General features: G+C 35.9%; 15 protein-coding genes. 13 read left to right on the top strand and 2 right to left on the bottom strand.

All coding sequences use genetic code 11. The features are described 5' to 3' along the window. Positions 1-19 precede the first annotated feature (19 nt). The 5 genes from IGJ76_RS08020 to IGJ76_RS08000 all read left to right on the top strand — a co-directional run bounded on the left by IGJ76_RS08020 (position 20) and on the right by IGJ76_RS08000 (position 5,313). Positions 20-1,441, top strand: coding sequence for a hypothetical protein (locus tag IGJ76_RS08020; RefSeq protein WP_071869199.1), 1,422 nt, complete (start codon positions 20-22; stop codon positions 1,439-1,441). Then, positions 1,438-1,767: a hypothetical protein gene (locus IGJ76_RS08015; RefSeq protein WP_430596546.1), complete on the top strand. Its 330-nt coding sequence runs from the start codon at positions 1,438-1,440 to the stop codon at positions 1,765-1,767. The genes IGJ76_RS08020 and IGJ76_RS08015 overlap by 4 nt, the downstream gene beginning before the upstream one ends. After that, entirely contained in the window at positions 1,754-2,521 is a 768-nt protein-coding gene (locus IGJ76_RS08010) for a class A sortase (RefSeq protein ID WP_071869201.1), read from the top strand. The genes IGJ76_RS08015 and IGJ76_RS08010 overlap by 14 nt, the downstream gene beginning before the upstream one ends. Positions 2,522-2,530: 9 nt before the next feature. Beyond that, the gene (locus IGJ76_RS08005) at positions 2,531-2,851 is read left to right on the top strand and encodes a hypothetical protein (RefSeq protein ID WP_067481249.1); all 321 of its coding nucleotides are present in this window, start codon (positions 2,531-2,533) and stop codon (positions 2,849-2,851) included. Positions 2,852-3,165: 314 nt separating this feature from the next. Next, a complete protein-coding gene (locus IGJ76_RS08000; RefSeq protein WP_270344824.1) occupies positions 3,166-5,313 on the top strand; it encodes a pectate lyase-like adhesive domain-containing protein in 2,148 nt (715 codons plus the stop codon). A 113-nt stretch (positions 5,314-5,426) separates the two neighbouring features. Here IGJ76_RS08000 and IGJ76_RS07995 read toward each other — a convergent pair whose 3' ends face one another. Together IGJ76_RS07995 and IGJ76_RS07990 are read right to left on the bottom strand one after the other, a co-directional pair. Further along, positions 5,427-6,158: a hypothetical protein gene (locus tag IGJ76_RS07995; RefSeq protein ID WP_430596545.1), complete on the bottom strand. Its 732-nt coding sequence runs from the start codon at positions 6,156-6,158 to the stop codon at positions 5,427-5,429. Continuing rightward, entirely contained in the window at positions 6,148-6,321 is a 174-nt protein-coding gene (locus IGJ76_RS07990; RefSeq protein ID WP_430596544.1) for a hypothetical protein, read from the bottom strand. Before IGJ76_RS07990 ends, IGJ76_RS07995 begins: the two co-directional genes overlap by 11 nt. A gap of 173 nt (positions 6,322-6,494) precedes the next feature. On the opposite strand from IGJ76_RS07990, the gene IGJ76_RS07985 reads away from it, so the two are divergent. From IGJ76_RS07985 to IGJ76_RS07950, 8 genes are all read left to right on the top strand, one after another. Beyond that, a complete protein-coding gene (locus tag IGJ76_RS07985) occupies positions 6,495-7,106 on the top strand; it encodes a CPBP family glutamic-type intramembrane protease (protein WP_067481256.1) in 612 nt (203 codons plus the stop codon). A gap of 192 nt (positions 7,107-7,298) precedes the next feature. Next, positions 7,299-7,574: a UPF0223 family protein gene (locus IGJ76_RS07980; RefSeq protein ID WP_067481258.1), complete on the top strand. Its 276-nt coding sequence runs from the start codon at positions 7,299-7,301 to the stop codon at positions 7,572-7,574. A 5-nt stretch (positions 7,575-7,579) separates the two neighbouring features. Continuing rightward, the gene (locus IGJ76_RS07975) at positions 7,580-8,344 is read left to right on the top strand and encodes an inositol monophosphatase family protein (protein WP_067481260.1); all 765 of its coding nucleotides are present in this window, start codon (positions 7,580-7,582) and stop codon (positions 8,342-8,344) included. A gap of 200 nt (positions 8,345-8,544) precedes the next feature. Further along, positions 8,545-10,374: a translational GTPase TypA gene (typA, locus tag IGJ76_RS07970; protein ID WP_067481262.1), complete on the top strand. Its 1,830-nt coding sequence runs from the start codon at positions 8,545-8,547 to the stop codon at positions 10,372-10,374. A gap of 247 nt (positions 10,375-10,621) precedes the next feature. Further along, complete coding sequence (recQ, locus tag IGJ76_RS07965; RefSeq protein ID WP_349702558.1) at positions 10,622-12,370, top strand: DNA helicase RecQ; 1,749 nt, start codon at positions 10,622-10,624, stop codon at positions 12,368-12,370. 189 nt (positions 12,371-12,559) lie between these two features. Beyond that, a complete protein-coding gene (locus tag IGJ76_RS07960) occupies positions 12,560-12,862 on the top strand; it encodes a YlaN family protein (protein WP_086270880.1) in 303 nt (100 codons plus the stop codon). A 2-nt stretch (positions 12,863-12,864) separates the two neighbouring features. Then, entirely contained in the window at positions 12,865-14,031 is a 1,167-nt protein-coding gene (locus IGJ76_RS07955; RefSeq protein WP_067481268.1) for an FtsW/RodA/SpoVE family cell cycle protein, read from the top strand. A 21-nt stretch (positions 14,032-14,052) separates the two neighbouring features. After that, positions 14,053-17,481: a pyruvate carboxylase gene (locus IGJ76_RS07950; RefSeq protein ID WP_430596543.1), complete on the top strand. Its 3,429-nt coding sequence runs from the start codon at positions 14,053-14,055 to the stop codon at positions 17,479-17,481. Positions 17,482-17,486 lie beyond the last annotated feature (5 nt).

Genomic DNA, 17,486 nt, shown 5'->3' with positions numbered 1-17,486 from the left:
TATTTTAAAGAGGAATCGTATGAAGGAACTATTTGAAAAAGAGACGTTAGCAAAGCTGATGTTATTCTCATATATTGATAATTTAGACACTGACTCTTTTGCAGTCAAAGATATTGAAAAACAATTTGACTTAACTTATTTTCGGGCAAATAAACTTTTAGGTTTATTAATCGAAGACTTTAAAACGATGGAGCTGGATGATTACTTCTTTATCTCCAAAAATAAAAGTAAATATATTTATAAGAAAAACTGTTTGGATTCTATCAATCGTTTGATTTGGAAATATGGTAGAGAATCTTATTTATTTAGTCTTTTAGATTACTTCTTAAAAAATGGTATGAACACCAAAGAAATAATGGAGAACTATAGCTATTACCACTATGTAAGTGTTTCTTATTCCTATGTCATCAAAAATAAATTGGAAGCATTTTTGGAGATGCACCAAATGAATTTTTTGGTTGAAAATGTAAGTGAAAGCAAGTTACGCATTTTTTTAGCACAGATTTATTTTTATATTTTTAAAAATTATGAAAATCCTTTTTCAGCGGAAGAGTGGACAACTGCGCAAGCTTTTATTGAGGAATTACAAGAATTAAAAGTAATCGAGCCAATTGAAAAATTGAAAAAAACAAAACTTCTGTATTATTGTTTGGTTTCTTTTTTTAGGGTAGAAAACAAGCAAAATAGTGGCGATGAGGTATTGCTTGTATCAACTGATGAACGCTATATGGAACCAATTATCTTAAGTTATCGCAAATTTGCGGAAAATCGGGATGAAGTCAAAACTGAAGACGTCATCACGTTGATCAACTATTTGAGAGTCAACCATTATCTTTTTCAGGAAAAAGACAGTAGCTTAAAAAAAGAAAATGATCTTATGCAACTAACACGCAATTTGTTAACTACAGTAGGAATCGAACAACCAGATGAAAAGCTTAATAACCAGTTATACGAATTGTTGTTTAAATTTTCTTATTACAAAGATAGTCTATTAGACGGTCATTTTTATGTCATCTTAGATTTCTTTTTTGATGGTTTTGGTCAAGAAGCAGAGCGAATTTTACAATTTTTGCGTAATAAAGAAACGATTGCGGTGATTGGTAATCAAGCGGAAAGCCAACAACTATTATTAGAAACACTTTTACTTATCATCAACAGTCAAGCCTATCGAAATCAAAAACAAGCAATCACAATCACGATTGATTTCACTTTAGGAGAAGAATACAACAAGTACATTGCCAATAATATTGTGCATTTGCCGTTTGTTACCCTAAAAGTCGATAATCAGTACTCGGCTCAAACAGATATCTATCTATCAGATGTTCTATCCGAAGTAGTTGAGAGTGAATACTTAATTTGGAATAGTCCGCCAAGTTCAAAGGATTGGAAAGTCTTTGGGAATTTGGTATCAAAAATTTATGGAATGAGAAATAGCTTATGAAAAAATATTTAATCGTTTTTTTGTTTAGTTCGGTTATGATGATGAATGGTGAAAAAGCAAGTGTTCCTAAACTTTATCATGCAGAAGAAGATGTGGTACACGAAGAAGAGCATACCCGTGAAACAAGTGTTGGCTTCTATGAAAAAAAGTTGAGGAATAAAAAATCAGCACAACCAGTTGTTGGTTTTGCACCAAGTAATGGGATTAGTAAGAAGAAAGTCGCGAATTTTGGAAGTAGCTCAATCCCGGTAACTAAATTGGGGAATGTTTTCGAAAGTCTGTCCGGTACGCTTATCTTTGGAGGAAAATCGAATGAAAAAGAATAAAAAAGTTTATTTTCTGCTGTTTTTCTACATTGCTTTAGCGTTGGTCGCTTATCGGTACATTGAAAATTCAATTTTTACACAGCACATAGTAACTGCCGAGTATACGGTGGGCGACAACGTAGCAAACTTACCAACGATTCCATTTGAAGAAGTGCAGTCTGCGACGATGAATGATGTGTTTACGTTGAAAAATGAGGAGTCAACGGCAATCGGTGCATTATCAATCCCTGAATTAACATTAGCTGTTCCGATTTTTCCTGGAATCAGTCAAAGTGCTATGCTTATCGGTGCAGCGTCTATGTATCCGAGCCGGAATCCATTGAAAGAAAATATGATTTTTCTAGGACATCATTTAAGCGAAAAAGGTTTATTGTTTGGAAAATTAGTAGATGCGAAAAAAGGACAGCATATTGATATGACGTATTTAGGCAAAAGCTATCACTATGTAATAAGCGAGAAAAAGATAATTGATGAAAAAGAAGTCAATTACATCGAAGAAAATCCAGAAAAGACAGTAACGCTATTGACGTGTGATAAGGCAGCAGCAACAACAAAGCGCATTTTAGTTAAGGCAAAAATGATCGAGGATACACAAACAGCATTAACAAAAAAACAACTTTCAGCAAAAGAGCCACTTCAAATGATTGAACAGGTGAACAAAAAGGCAATGCATAAAGTTTATTTACAAATCGCCTTGTTTGGTTTGTTTGCAATCGTTGGAACAGGTGTCGTTTTATTTAGCAATAAGATTTGAGGTGTCACAATGAATTATTATGGAAAAATATCAAGTTATAAACAAAGATATTACTTGGAAAGAATTGCTAGCTTGAATCAAAAACTTCCGCGAATGGGTGCCTACAATTATCAAATAGAAACAATATTTTTAGAAAACTACTGTCCAGTTACATCTATTTCACTTTATCAAAAAAAGAAATGGATCAAAACTTGGCGAATCAGTGTTCAAAATGATGCCAATATCATTAGAAAAACAAAGGATGATTTTGTCATTGGCATTGATGGTCAATGGACGAATGCCAAAAATAAGATTTTAAATGATGCAAAATCGATTATTTTACAATCATAAATAACTTAAAAGTTGAAATACCCGATATGAATTGTATCAGGTATTTTTTTTATTGTTTCAAAGCGTTTTTTTAATATAAATCATTGATTTCTATGGTTTTTAGTTATTTTAATTATAATAATTATTTTTAAAGTATATTTTCACTCAAATAAAATAACTTTTATATTTTAATTTTTTGTTATATTTTAATGTTGATGTTTCTTTTTATAGGTGTTATATTAGTTCTTGTAAGCGGTTGTTACATAATTTGTTTATTTTTTGATATTATCGTTATAACTGTAATTACATAAAAATAAGTGTAGAGGTGTTTTGTTATGAAAAAATCATCAATTGTTTTATCGTTATCAGGAGTTCTTTTTTCAGTCGCGCTATTAGGTCAAGCGCAATCAGTTAAAGCCGAGACAAGCCAGCCAGCTATTGAGGTTAAACAAGTAGAAAATAACGTAGATGTGTCGACGTGGGAAGAGTTTAAAGAAGCAATTAATGATGACACAGTGACAGATATCAGCTTGTCTTCCGATATCGCAATGGCGACGACAGAATCAATTACGAACTTATCGAAAAATATTCATGGTAACGGACATACGATTGATGCCGACTTACATCAACTTTATTTTACGAAAGCCGATGCGGTTGGTTTGATGGAAAATGTGAAAATTATCAACACAGATATTTATGGACTACTTTGGAGTTCACATACAGCAAATATTACATATAAAAACGTTGAACATACAGGAAGACAAATGATTTATTTACCAGAAGGAAAGCTAACTTTAGATGGTAAAGTATCTAGTGTTTCTACAACAGAAGAAGTTTATCAAGGAAAAGAATTAGAAGTGAAACCAGGTGCCGTAATTAACTTTGAAAATGAATCAACTACCATTCCTGCTGTTCATATGATTTATTCAAAAGGCATCTTATCGGTTGGAAAAGATGCACAAGTAACAATCAAATCAAATACAACCTCAGTTTTAGGTGGGACAAACTTTTCTTTTGTGAATGAAGGGAATATCGTTGCGACTTCCGCTGATGATCGAGGAATCAATTTAGGAGCAAGCAGTACTTTAGAATTAAAAGAGGGTAGTCATTTGAAAATTCACACAGACGATACAGTTTATGAAAGTATTTTAGTTACTTCTGGTAATTTCTTCGTACGAAAAGGTGCGACTGTTGAAGCTGATTCAAATGGTAACCACAGTACAATCATCGCAGGAAAAGAAATCGTTTTCGAAAATGGGTCAAACTATTCAATTACCAATCATCACTCAGAGGGCCCTATTTTAGGTGGCTATGCAACAACAGCGCATGTAACTTTGGATTCACCAACAGGCTACAATCTTTGGTGGATTGACAGTGTAGAAGAAGCAACGCCTGAAGAAGTAATTGCGGGGCCGGTAAAATCGTCATTTAATATCTCGGGGTATACACATACAGGAATTAAGACCACGGATTTCTCATCAACTGATTCACATTTTGAAACGACACCATTTACAAATTACGGAAAAATTCAAGGGGGGTCATTTGTTGATGATGGCATCGTTATTGAGAAACCAGTTTTCAATGCAGTAACGGATCAAGACAAAGAGTTAACTGGAACAGGAACGCCGGGGGCGACAGTTAATGCGTATGTGAATGGTGACTTGATTGGAACAGGAACAGTGGATTCAGAAGGAAACTGGACAATCACAATTGATCCACAGGCAGAAGGAACGAAAGTTGATGTGAATCAAGTTGTTGATGGAAAAGAAAGTGAAATGGTTTCACAAGTAGTTACTCATGAAGAAAAAGTTGATGCGCCTGTTTTTAATGTTGTCAATGATAAAGACAAACAGTTAACAGGACTTGGCGTACCAGGTGCAACAATCAATGCTTATGTAGATGGCGTATTACTTGGAACGGGAACCGTAGAAGCGGATGGTCGTTGGACAATCACGATCGAACCACAAACTGAAGGAACAAAAATTGACGTGAATCAAGTCATTGATGGAAATGAAAGTGAGTTTGTTTCACAAATTGTTAGCCACTTAGATCAGACTGTTAACTTCTTCAAAACAGGTTATTGGCAAAGTTATGGGTTGATTTTAGAAGGATCAATGGATAACGGGAACTTAGATTTAACAAATCAAGATGCTGTGAAGAAAACGCTTCATTTGACAGCTGCAGACGGAACAGAGGTTGGTACGATTGCCTGTGCAAATCAAGATTGGTATAATCATGGTGTTTTCAATGGCTATCAAGGCATTATTGACAACACATTACTAGGTGGATTAGAACCCGGAGAATATAAACTTAGCGTAACGTTGCAAGTTGGCGACTTTGACGAAACACAAGATTTAAATGTAACAGGATCTGTACGTGATGATTATCAGCATGTGTTTACAGACATTGAAGAAACGACAGTTGGTAGTCATACGATTTCAACATTGGACAAAGATGGAATTGGTTATTTAGTTGTAAAATAAAGGAATAATCAAAAGAAGCATTTGGGACAACAGATAATGTTCCAGATGCTTCTTTTTTTTAGGTAACGACAGCTTTAAGCGTTGCACAGATAAAGAAAATTTTTTTGCTATAATTAATCTGTAGAGTTGGTTTCTTTTTGACGTAGTGTTCGAGTCAATGTGAGGGTTAAGATTTCTGTGTGGTAGTGATAGTCCATTTGCTTCAAAAGTTCGATTGCAGCTCGCGCTTTTTTTTCGCCGTTTGGGTGGTTGGTAAGAATCTGCCAAAGTCCTAAATAAAAATGATAATAATTTCGAAAAAACATCTGGTGCGCTTTATCTGAAAAATCATATAAAGTAGTTAGCAAGGCTGGAATGCCTTCTATATGGAAATCTTCAATTAACTCATGAATCGCGTTAACTAAGAGCACACAAATCACATTCCGTGCTTTTTCAAAATTTTTGTAGCGATCCATTGCTGGTAATATGGACTGAAAATAAAGTACACGATCAGTTGAGTCAAGTAAATCCAAGGTGTTAGCAAAAAATCGAAAATCTTCGATTGTCCAAGATTGGATACTACTTAACGTTTGTTTTATTTTTGTTGTTGTTTGTAAGCTGACGCTGTCTTTTGTTAGTTTATTGGTTTCTTGATAATAAACTAACTGATCTAAGCGAGCATCTAATTGGAGTTTCCAAGGATGATCGGCTGAATGCTCTGTATATGTCTTTAAATAATGTTCCTTTAAAGAGAATAAAGCTGTGCTATCTGTTTGGTTGCCGCGTTTGCTAAATTCTTCGTAGAACCACTCTGTTTCAGATTCTTGATAATTCTGATGAATATAGAGAAACTCATCAATCTCCATTGGAAAGCGTGCCAAAATTTTGAGCAATAAATAAAAAGAGATATCGTGTTTTCCTTGTTCCAATCGAATGGCATATGATTTCGATAAAATATCTTGGTAGAGTACTTTTTGAGGCATATTTTTTTAAGCGAATCGTACGAATTGTTTCACCATAATTTTTCATGATTGCTACCTCCCTAACATGGATTTTAGCATCTAGGTAGTAAATAAGGTACTTTTCAGCTTGAACTTTTTTTTGGCAGTATAATTATGCCATTCCATAGCTAGCAATGGCTAAATATTGTTCATCAGTACAATGTAGTTGTGGAAAGGATGAGAAGAATAGGAGGAACTAAGATGGATTACTTAGTTAACGTGAAAATTAAATGGCAGCAATTAATAATTGGTAGCGCACTTTTGATTATGGGGTTCGGTTTATTATCACTATTTGAATGGACTTGGTGGGCATTGTTTTTTACGAGTATTCTTGCGTGGGTCGTTGTATTTGGTCCTGCTAGCAAAGAGATTTTTACTTTTCCAAGAAAATTTTGGGTGATTCCTTGTGCGGCACTTTTTTACTTGATTTTTGGCGGGGTCATAAGTGCGCTAACAAAAAGTATTGGATTTGACTGGACCAGTAATCCAGCAACAGGTAATCTGATGCTTTTGATCTTTAAGTTACCTTTTATGTTAATGGGGGAGGAATTATTAGGAATTGGTGTTCTGGAAGTTGCACATAATAAAGGCTTTTCCCTAACGATTAGTAATTTAATAAGTGCACTAGTTTTTGGGTTGATGCATGTATTTGTGTATTGGGACGGATCCATCATTTCAACAGTAATCCATGTATTGTTGTTGCAAGGTGCCGCACGATTAATTTTTAATTATGTCTATATTATTACTGGAAGAAGTATTTGGGGATCTTGGTGTACACATGTTTTAGTGGATTTAGTTGCATTAAGTCTGTAAACAAGTATACGAATGTTAAAAAGTTTATGAGATTACGCGGAGCCGTTTATTTCATAAACTTTTTTTGTGTTTTTAAAAATTAGACTCTTACTTATAAGTTTGCTGGGAAAAGTTTAAAGCTTGTGAGATTCTGTTGCAAATGTCTTAGCTGTGATAAACTAAGGTGGAGTAGGAAAATGGAGGAATGAATGCATGCAAGATTACCAATATCCAATTGATTTAGATTGGACAACGGATGAAATGGTGACCGTAATGAATATGTGGGAAGCGTTAGAAAAAGCAAACGAAGCCGGCATTAATAATGAAAAATTTTTAGCTGCGTATCAGCAGTTTAAAACAGTGGTGAAATCTATTGGAGAAGAAAAGCGTTTAGGTCGAGAATTTGAAAAAGTTTCAGGCTATTCGCTGTATCGAACAGTTCAAATGGCGAAAAAAAATCAGAAAAAAACTTTGAAAATGAATGGGTGAACCAGATGGAACCAATAATTCACGAAATCAAAAGTTGGCTGCTTGAAGCGGGAGAACAAATCAAAGCAAGTGAAAGGCAACAACTAACTATCTTTGAAAAAACAAATCGAAAAGACTTAGTCACAAATATGGATCGAACAGTTCAACAATTCTTAGTTCAGAAGATTGCTGCATTCGATCCAGATGCAAGAATTCTAGCGGAAGAAGATGGTTATAATGAGTTAACTGACTTAACTGGACGAGTATTTATTATTGACCCCATCGACGGAACGCTCAATTTTGTGATGGAAGGCGAAAATTTTTGTATCATGCTGGCTATGTATGAAAACGGCGTAGGACAGTTAGGGTTTATTTATGATGTGATGCAAGAAGAACTTTACTGGGGCGGACGTGGAATAGGCGTCTATCAAAATGATTTGCAGCTTTCACAACCTGTGAACAAAACGTTAGAGGCTGGATTGTTAGGAATGAATGGCTATTTATTTGCGCATAATAAGTTTAATATCCGAACAATTGGTGAAAAAAGTATGGGGGTCAGAATCACTGGGTGTGCCGGCTTAGAAATGATTGCAATGCTAAAAGGAAATCATATTGGCTATTTGTCAAACTTGAGTCCATGGGATTATGCGGCTGGTTGTGTTTTGTTAACAGAATTCGGTTTCTTCTATAGTAATATGAATGGTGAGCAGTTAGCATTTCATGGGCGTGAATTATTTGTAGCAGCAACTCCGAAAGCGTTCCAGCAAATCCACTCATTCTTAGAAATCTGAGTAGGCAGGTACAAATGAAACTTAAAAAAGCTGTGAAACGGAATTTTTCGAGATGAAAATGAAAAAAAGTTGATAGTTTATTAAGTTTCGCGAAAAAATGAAAACATTTCACTATATTTCATGAAAAAAGTTTGCTATAATAAGCAGTCGAGTAAATTGCCCTGTCAGAAATAAACTGATAAAAGAAGGAGTTAGTTACATTGAATTATAGAAACGATATCCGTAACGTAGCAATTATTGCCCACGTCGATCACGGAAAAACAACATTAGTTGATGAGTTATTGAAACAATCAGATACATTAGACGCACATACACAATTACAAGAACGTGCGATGGACTCAAATGCATTAGAAAAAGAACGTGGAATCACAATCTTAGCTAAGAATACAGCTGTTGATTATAAAGGTATTCGCGTAAACATCATGGATACACCTGGACATGCGGACTTCGGTGGTGAAGTTGAACGTATCATGAAAATGGTTGATGGCGTAGTTTTAGTTGTTGATGCTTATGAAGGTACAATGCCTCAAACACGTTTTGTTTTGAAAAAAGCTTTAGAACAACACATTACACCTATCGTTGTTGTTAATAAAATTGACAAACCGTCTGCTCGCCCTGAACACGTTGTTGATGAAGTTCTTGAACTTTTCATCGAATTAGGAGCAGATGACGACCAATTAGATTTCCCAGTTATTTATGCTTCTGCATTGAACGGAACTTCAAGCTTATCTGATGATCCTGCAGATCAAGAAGCAACAATGGCACCAATTTTTGATACAATTATTGAAAAAATTCCTGCGCCAGTTGATAACAGTGACGAACCTTTACAATTCCAAGTTTCATTGCTTGATTACAATGATTACGTTGGACGTATCGGTATTGGTCGTGTGTTCCGCGGAACAATCAAAGTGGGCGATCAAGTTGCTTTGATGAAACTTGATGGAACAGTTAAAAAATTCCGTGTAACAAAATTATTTGGTTTCTTTGGTTTGAAACGTTTAGAAATCGAAGAAGCAAAAGCTGGAGATTTGATTGCTGTGTCTGGTATGGAAGATATCTTCGTTGGAGAAACTGTTACACCAGTCGATCATCAAGATGCTTTACCAATCCTACACATTGATGAACCAACTTTACAAATGACTTTCTTAGTTAATAATTCACCATTCGCAGGTCGCGAAGGTAAATATGTAACAGCTAGAAAAATCGAAGAACGTCTAATGGCTGAATTACAAACTGACGTGTCTTTACGTGTTGAACCAACAAATTCACCTGATGCTTGGACTGTTTCAGGCCGTGGGGAACTACATTTATCAATTTTGATCGAAACAATGCGTCGTGAAGGTTATGAATTACAAGTTTCACGTCCAGAAGTTATTGAAAAAGAAATTGATGGTGTAAAATGCGAACCTTTTGAACGTGTACAAATCGACACACCAGAAGAATACATGGGTAGTGTGATTGAATCACTAAGCTTGCGTAAAGGTGAAATGCAAGATATGGTTCATACTGGAAATGGCCAAATTCGTTTGACTTTCTTAACACCGGCGCGTGGCTTGATTGGTTACTCAACAGAGTTCCTTTCAATGACTCGTGGTTATGGTATCATGAACCACACATTCGACCAATATTTACCAATGTTAGCTGGTCAAATTGGTGGACGTCACCAAGGTGCATTAGTTTCTATTGATACTGGTAAAGCAACTACTTACTCAATCATGAGTATTGAAGAACGTGGAACAGTCTTTGTAGAACCAGGTACAGATGTTTATGAAGGTATGATCATTGGTGAAAACAGCCGTGATAATGACTTAACAGTTAACATTACAAAAGCAAAACAAATGACTAATGTTCGTTCTGCTAACAAGGATCAAACTTCTGTAATCAAAAAACCTAAGCAATTAACACTTGAAGAATCTCTTGAATTCTTGAATGATGATGAGTACTGTGAAGTAACTCCAGAATCAATTCGTTTGAGAAAACATATCTTAAACAAAAATGCTCGTGAAAAAGCATCTAAAAAGAAAAAATAATTCATTGATGAATGAATAATCTTAAGACCAGCTCGTTCAAAATGAGCTGGTCTTTTTTTACCTGTGGAGAAGTGAGAAAGAAAAGGAAGAAAAATCTCGTAAAAACAAATAAGAACTTTTAAAAGTTTTCTTAAAGTTTTAAAAAGCCAGTGAAAATGTTTCATATTTTATGTTTGTTTCACGAATAAAACGAGTACTTGTATTGCTCCAACTCTCGAAGTAAACTAAAAAAGAAAGGAGTCACAACATGTATGAAATATTAAAAAAATATTTTGGCTATGAACAATTTCGTCCTGGACAGCAAGAAATCATTCAAAAAATTTTTGAACAACAGGATGTATTAGGAATCATGCCGACTGGTAGTGGGAAATCAATCTGTTATCAACTCCCGGCAATTATGATGGATGGACTAACAATTGTTGTGTCACCCTTAATTTCCTTGATGAAAGATCAAGTCGACGCTGCCAACCAACTAGGCATCCCTGCTACGTTTATTAACAGTTCGCTAACAGGAAAAGAAACAGCCGAAAGATTTCAGTTATTGAATCACGATCAGTGTAAATTACTTTATGTTGCACCAGAACGTTTTATTATGCCTGATTTTCAGCAGGCAATGAGCTATTGGAAAGTTGAATTGATTGCAATCGATGAAGCACACTGTATTTCACAGTGGGGACATGACTTTCGTCCAAGCTATTTGCAAATGGCTGAAGTTTTAACTCAATTACCAAGTCGACCAGTAATTGTAGCGTTGACAGCGACGGCAACCATTCAAGTTGCTGCAGATATCAAAAGACTTTTAAAAATCCCTGATAGTAATCATATTCAAACTGGTTTTGCTCGGGAAAATTTGACCTTTCAAGTAATCAAAGATCAAAAAAAGGAACAATACTTAATTGAATATTTAAAAATCAACAAAAATCAATCTGGAATTATTTACGCGGCGACCCGAAAAGAAGTTGATCGTGTGTATCATTTGCTACAAAAGTTTGGGTTTTCAGTTGGACGCTATCATGGTGGACTAAATGAACGTGAGCGGACCGAAATGCAAGAAGCATTTTTGTTTGATCGTGTTCAGCTGATTGTAGCAACCAACGCATTTGGTATGGGAATCAACAAAAGTAACGTTCGCTTTGTCATCCATTATCAAATTCCTGGATCCTTAGAAGCTTACTATCAAGAAGCAGGTCGGGCTGGTCGAGATGGATTACCAAGTGAAGCAATTTTATTGTTTGCTGCTCAAGACATTCAAGTTCAAAAGTTTTTTATCCAACAATCACAGCGTGACGAAGGACAAAAGCAAAAAGAATATGAAAAATTAAAAGCAATGACTGAATATGCGTATATTGAGTCTTGTTTGCAGCAATATATCTTAAATTACTTTGGTGAAAAGAGTCTACCTTGCAATCGATGCGGAAACTGTTTAGACGATCGCGAGCTGATTGAAGTAACAACTGAAGCGCAAATGGTTTTGTCATGCCTTAAAAGAATGGGTGAAGCTTACGGAAAACAGCTTTTGATGAAAGTTTTGGCGGGTTCTAAAGAACAGAAAGTAAAAACGTTAGGATTTCAACAATTATCGACCTACGGGCTATTGAAGAAGCAATCTCAAAAAGATATTTTACAACTCATTGAGTATTTGATTTCAAGCGGTTATCTGTTATCTGTGACGGGTGAGTTTCCAGTACTCAAGGTGACTGATAAAGGAATCCAAGTGTTGAAAAATGAACAGAAGGTTTATCGAAAAGAAGCGAAAAAAGTTCGGCAATTGGCAGAAGATGATACTTTGTTTGAACAGCTTCGTGAGTTGCGAACTGACTTGGCTGCTGATGCAGGTGTGCCACCTTATGTGGTTTTCTCTGATTCAACATTGAAAGAATTGAGTCAGGTACGTCCAACAAATCGACTAGAAATGTTACAAATCAAAGGTGTAGGACAAAGTAAATTAGATAAATATGGCGAGGCATTTTTAAAAATTTTGAATGAAACAACTTAAAAAAATAACAAATAACTACTTGTTTTACAAAAGTGATTTTTTATTTTGTAGAAAAGTTTGTAACCTGAAAAAAATTTGTGTCTATGTAAGAAAAAAAGGATAAAAAAAGCGAGGAATCCCTTGATTTTACTGTTCGTTAAAAAATCAAGTATGTTATAATGAATAAATTAGAATAGGGGGTAGACATAGATGGATTCTCTAACCAAAGAATTCGCCGTTCATGTATTAAAGGAAGATGCAAATCGGATCAAACGATTGATTCGCAATCAAAAAAACAGTTTGTGTATTTCACAGTGCAAAGCATTTGAAGAAGTTGTTGATACGCAAATGTATGGTTTTTCTCAACAAGTTAGCTTTGCTATTCGTGTGGGAATCATTGGAAAAGACGAAGGACAGCTAATTTTGAGTGAACTAGAGCGTGAATTGAATCAGTTATATAATGATGTTTATCAGGAAAACTATGAAAAAAATGAAAGTGGCAAGGAGGAATAAACTTGCCTAAAAAAGTAAAAAAACGGCATTTAATGGACTATACGATTTTAATTCCCTATTTGATTTTGTGTGCACTAGGCTTGATTATGGTCTATAGTTCTACTTCATATTTATTATTAGAAAATGGTCAAAATCCCATGTCATCGGTGATCAATCAAAGTGTCTTTTGGGTATTGAGCTTAGTGGCAATCGCACTTTTATACAAGATGAAGACAGATGTTTTGAAAAATCAGCGACTCATTATGATTGCTTTTGTTGTCTTGGGACTCTTGTTGATAATCGTGCTATTTTTTGGGAAAGAAGTAAACGGAGCCAAAGGTTGGCTAACAATTGCAGGTTTTTCCATTCAGCCAGCTGAGTATTTAAAAATCATTGCCATCTGGTATTTGTCATTGACGTTGGCAAATCGTCAAAATGGTGTGCAGAAAGATTTTGTGGGTTCGATTAAACGACCCTTAGCATTGGTTCTCGGATTGACAGTTATCGTGGCTATCTTACCCGATTTTGGGAACGCAACAGTAATCTTCTTGATCGTTTTAGTTATGCTTTTAGCAAGTGGTGTAAACTACTACTACACTTGGATTGTCGGAATTGGTGGAGTTGGCTTAAGTATTTTTGTTATTTGGCTGATGAATGTTACGCATGGGAAAATTTTACCTGCACGTTTGCAGTACATTTATAGCCGCTTTTCGATTTTTCAAAATCCATTTGCTGATGAGCTGGATAAAGGACATCAAATGGTCAATGGTTATTATGCAATTTTCAACGGTGGTTTGTTTGGCCGCGGTTTAGGTAATAGTATTCAGAAAAAAGGATTTCTGCAAGAGGCACAAACAGACTTTATTTTCGCTATCGTTGTAGAAGAACTTGGGTTGATAATGGCAGTCTTGATTTTAGCTTTGCTATTTTTCATGATTGCTCGCATTATCTTAGTTGGAATTCGCTCAAGTGATCCATTTAATTCGTTGTTATGTATAGGAATTGGCGGAATGTTTTTGATCCAAGTGTTTATCAACTTGGGTGGGATTACTGGCGTTATTCCTTTAACTGGGATTACCTTTCCCTTTTTAAGTCAGGGAGGATCAAGTTTACTGATGCTCTCGGTGTGTGTCGGATTTGTACTTAATATTAGTGCAGATGAAAAACGGAAAAGTTTAGGATTATACTAAAAAAGATGTAGGAGTGGTTCGATGAAAAAGGTTTTAGTTGCTAACCGTGGAGAGATTGCCGTGCGAGTATTTCGTGCTTGTACAGAATTAGGAATTAAAACTGTTGGGATCTACGCACAAGAAGATGAATATTCTGTCCATCGCTTTAAAGCGGATGAAGCTTATTTGGTTGGTAAAGGGAAAAAACCAATTGATGCGTATCTTGATATTGAAGGAATCATTGAAATTGCGAAAGAATGCGGTGCGGATGCCATTCATCCTGGTTATGGATTGTTATCAGAAAATTTAAGCTTTGCTCGTCGTTGTGAGGAAGAGGGCATTATTTTTGTGGGACCTAAACTTCACCATTTAGATATTTTTGGTGATAAGATTAAAGCAAAAACTGCTGCAATTGAAGCTGGAATTGCTTCCATTCCTGGGACAGATGGACCAATCGCAACTGTCGAAGAGGCATTACAATTTGCTGATACTTACGGTTATCCAATCATGATCAAAGCTGCCCTTGGCGGTGGCGGCCGTGGGATGCGTGTTGCTTATGATGAAAAGAGCTCTCGTGAAGGGTATGAACGTGCTAAAAGTGAAGCAAAAGCTGCTTTTGGTAGTGATGAAGTCTATGCAGAAAAATATATTGGTAATCCCAAACATATTGAAGTCCAAATCTTAGGTGATACTCATGGAAATGTGATTCATCTTTTTGAACGTGATTGCTCTGTTCAACGCCGTCATCAAAAAGTCGTTGAAGTTGCACCATGTGTATCTTTAAGTGAAGAACAGCGCCAAAAAATTTGTGAAGCAGCTGTTCAGTTAATGAAACATGTTGGTTATGTGAATGCAGGAACTGTTGAATTTTTAGTGGAAGGGGAGAACTTCTACTTTATTGAAGTCAACCCACGTGTCCAAGTTGAACACACGATCACTGAAATGATCACTGACGTAGATATTGTAACTACCCAATTATTGATTGCCCAAGGAAAAGATCTCCATAAAGAGATTGGGTTGCCACAACAAAAAGATCTTCAATTGAATGGTTCAGCTATCCAGTGTCGAATTACAACGGAAGATCCATTGAACCACTTCTTGCCAGACACAGGGAAGATTGATACTTATCGCTCACCAGGTGGATTTGGTGTTCGTTTGGATGTGGGTAACGCCTATGCTGGTTATGTCGTGACACCTTATTTCGATTCATTGTTAGTAAAAGTGTGTACGCATGCGGCGGATTTTGATACAGCAATCCAAAAAATGGAACGTTGTCTGAAAGAATTTAGAATCCGTGGGGTCAAAACGAATATTCCATTTATGCTAAATGTGATTACTCACCCGGAATTTCAGTCTGGCCATGCCAAAACGACGTTTATTGATAATACACCTCAGTTATTTGAATTTCCACGTTTACGTGACAGAGGAAATAAAACAATGAAATATATTGGCGAAATCACGGTGAATGGCTTCCCAGGAATCGAAAAAATGGAAAAACCATTTTATGATGAACCAAGAATTCCAACTTCATTGGAACTTCGTCAAGACTATGTGACAGCAAAAAATGTTTTAGATGATCAAGGTGCAGAAGGTTTGGTTGATTGGATTACAAATCAAGAGAACCTTCTGTTAACAGATACGACATTTAGAGATGCACATCAAAGTCTGTTAGCTACGCGTGTAAGAACGCAAGAATTCAAGAAAATTGCTCGCTTAACTGGTGAGGCGTTACCTGAATTATTCTCAAGTGAGATGTGGGGTGGCGCAACCTTTGATGTTGCTTATCGTTTCCTAAATGAAGACCCATGGCAACGACTTAGAAAAATCCGTGCATTGATGCCTAATACATTACTACAAATGCTCTTTAGAGGATCAAATGCTGTTGGTTATTCTAATTATCCAGATAATGTTCTAGTTGAGTTCGTACAAGAAGCAGCGGCACAAGGAATTGATGTTTTCCGAATTTTTGATAGTTTGAACTGGACACCGCAAATGGAAAAAAGTATTCAAGCAGTTCGTGATGCAGGAAAAGTGGCTGAAGCAGCAATTTGTTATACTGGTGACATCAATGACCCAAGTCGTGCAAAATATAATGTGCAGTATTATAAAGATATGGCAAAAGAGCTAGAGCAATTAGGTGCCCATATCATTGCAATCAAAGATATGGCAGGTTTATTAAAACCACAAGCAGCTTATCGCTTGATTAGTGAATTAAAAGCAACAACAGACTTACCAATTCATTTGCATACACATGATACTAGTGGCAACGGGATCATTACTTACTCTGCTGCTTCAAAAGCAGGTGTTGATATCGTCGATGTGGCAATGAGTGCAATGAGTGGAAATACGAGTCAACCAAGCATGAGTAGTTTGTATTATGCTTTGGTAAACGGTCCACGTTTACCAGAAATCAATATTGAACATGCCCAAAAACTGAATCATTATTGGGAAGATGTCAGAATGTATTATAAGCCTTTTGAAAATGGCCTGAATGCTCCTGAAACAGAAGTGTATATGCATGAAATGCCTGGTGGACAATATTCGAATCTCCAACAACAAGCAAAAGCTGTTGGTCTTGGCCATCGTTGGGATGAAATCAAGAAAATGTATCATACAGTTAACCTGATGTTTGGGGATATCGTAAAGGTGACACCTTCTTCTAAAGTAGTAGGAGATATGGCATTATTTATGGTTCAAAATGATTTAACAGAAGAAGCTATTTATGAAAATGGAGATAACTTGAGTTTCCCTGAGTCAGTCGTAACATTTTTCCAAGGAGAACTTGGTCAGCCTGTTGGTGGATTTCCAGAGAAACTGCAAGCAATCATCTTGAAAGATCGTCCAGCATTTACGAAACGTCCAGGATTATTAGCTGAACCAATTGATTTTGAAAAAGTAAAAGCAGAATTGGCAGAAAAAATTGGTTATACTCCTCGCAAAGATGAAGTGTTGAGCTATTTGATGTATCCACAAGTCTTTTTAGATTACCAAACGTCCTATAACCAATTTGGAGATGTTACGTTACTGGATACACCGACATTCTTCCAAGGAATTCGTTTGGGCGAAACAGTGAATGTTCAAATCGAGCGTGGGAAAATCTTGATTATTCGTTTAGATGAAATTGGGGAACCTGATATTGATGGAAACCGAGTATTATTCTTTAATTTGAATGGACAACGTCGTGAGATTCTTGTTAAAGACAATTCAATTATCAGCTCAGTTCAAACGAAACGTCGTGCTGAACCAACAAATAAAGAACAAATCGGGGCAACGATGTCTGGGTCTGTTTTAGAAGTATTAGTGAAAAAAGGTGACGTAGTCAAAAAAGGTGATACGTTATTGATTACAGAAGCAATGAAGATGGAAACAACGATCGAAGCACGTTTTGACGGAAAAGTCGAACATGTCTACGTGAGTGCTGGCGAAGTCATCAATTCAGGTGATTTGTTAATCGAAGTGACCGAACAATAAAATTT

The sequence above is a fragment of the Enterococcus sp. DIV0175 genome, assembly GCF_050529075.1.
GTDB classification, from domain to species: Bacteria; Bacillota; Bacilli; order Lactobacillales; family Enterococcaceae; genus Enterococcus_B; species Enterococcus_B thailandicus.
This window is presented reverse-complemented; position numbering and strand designations above follow the sequence as displayed.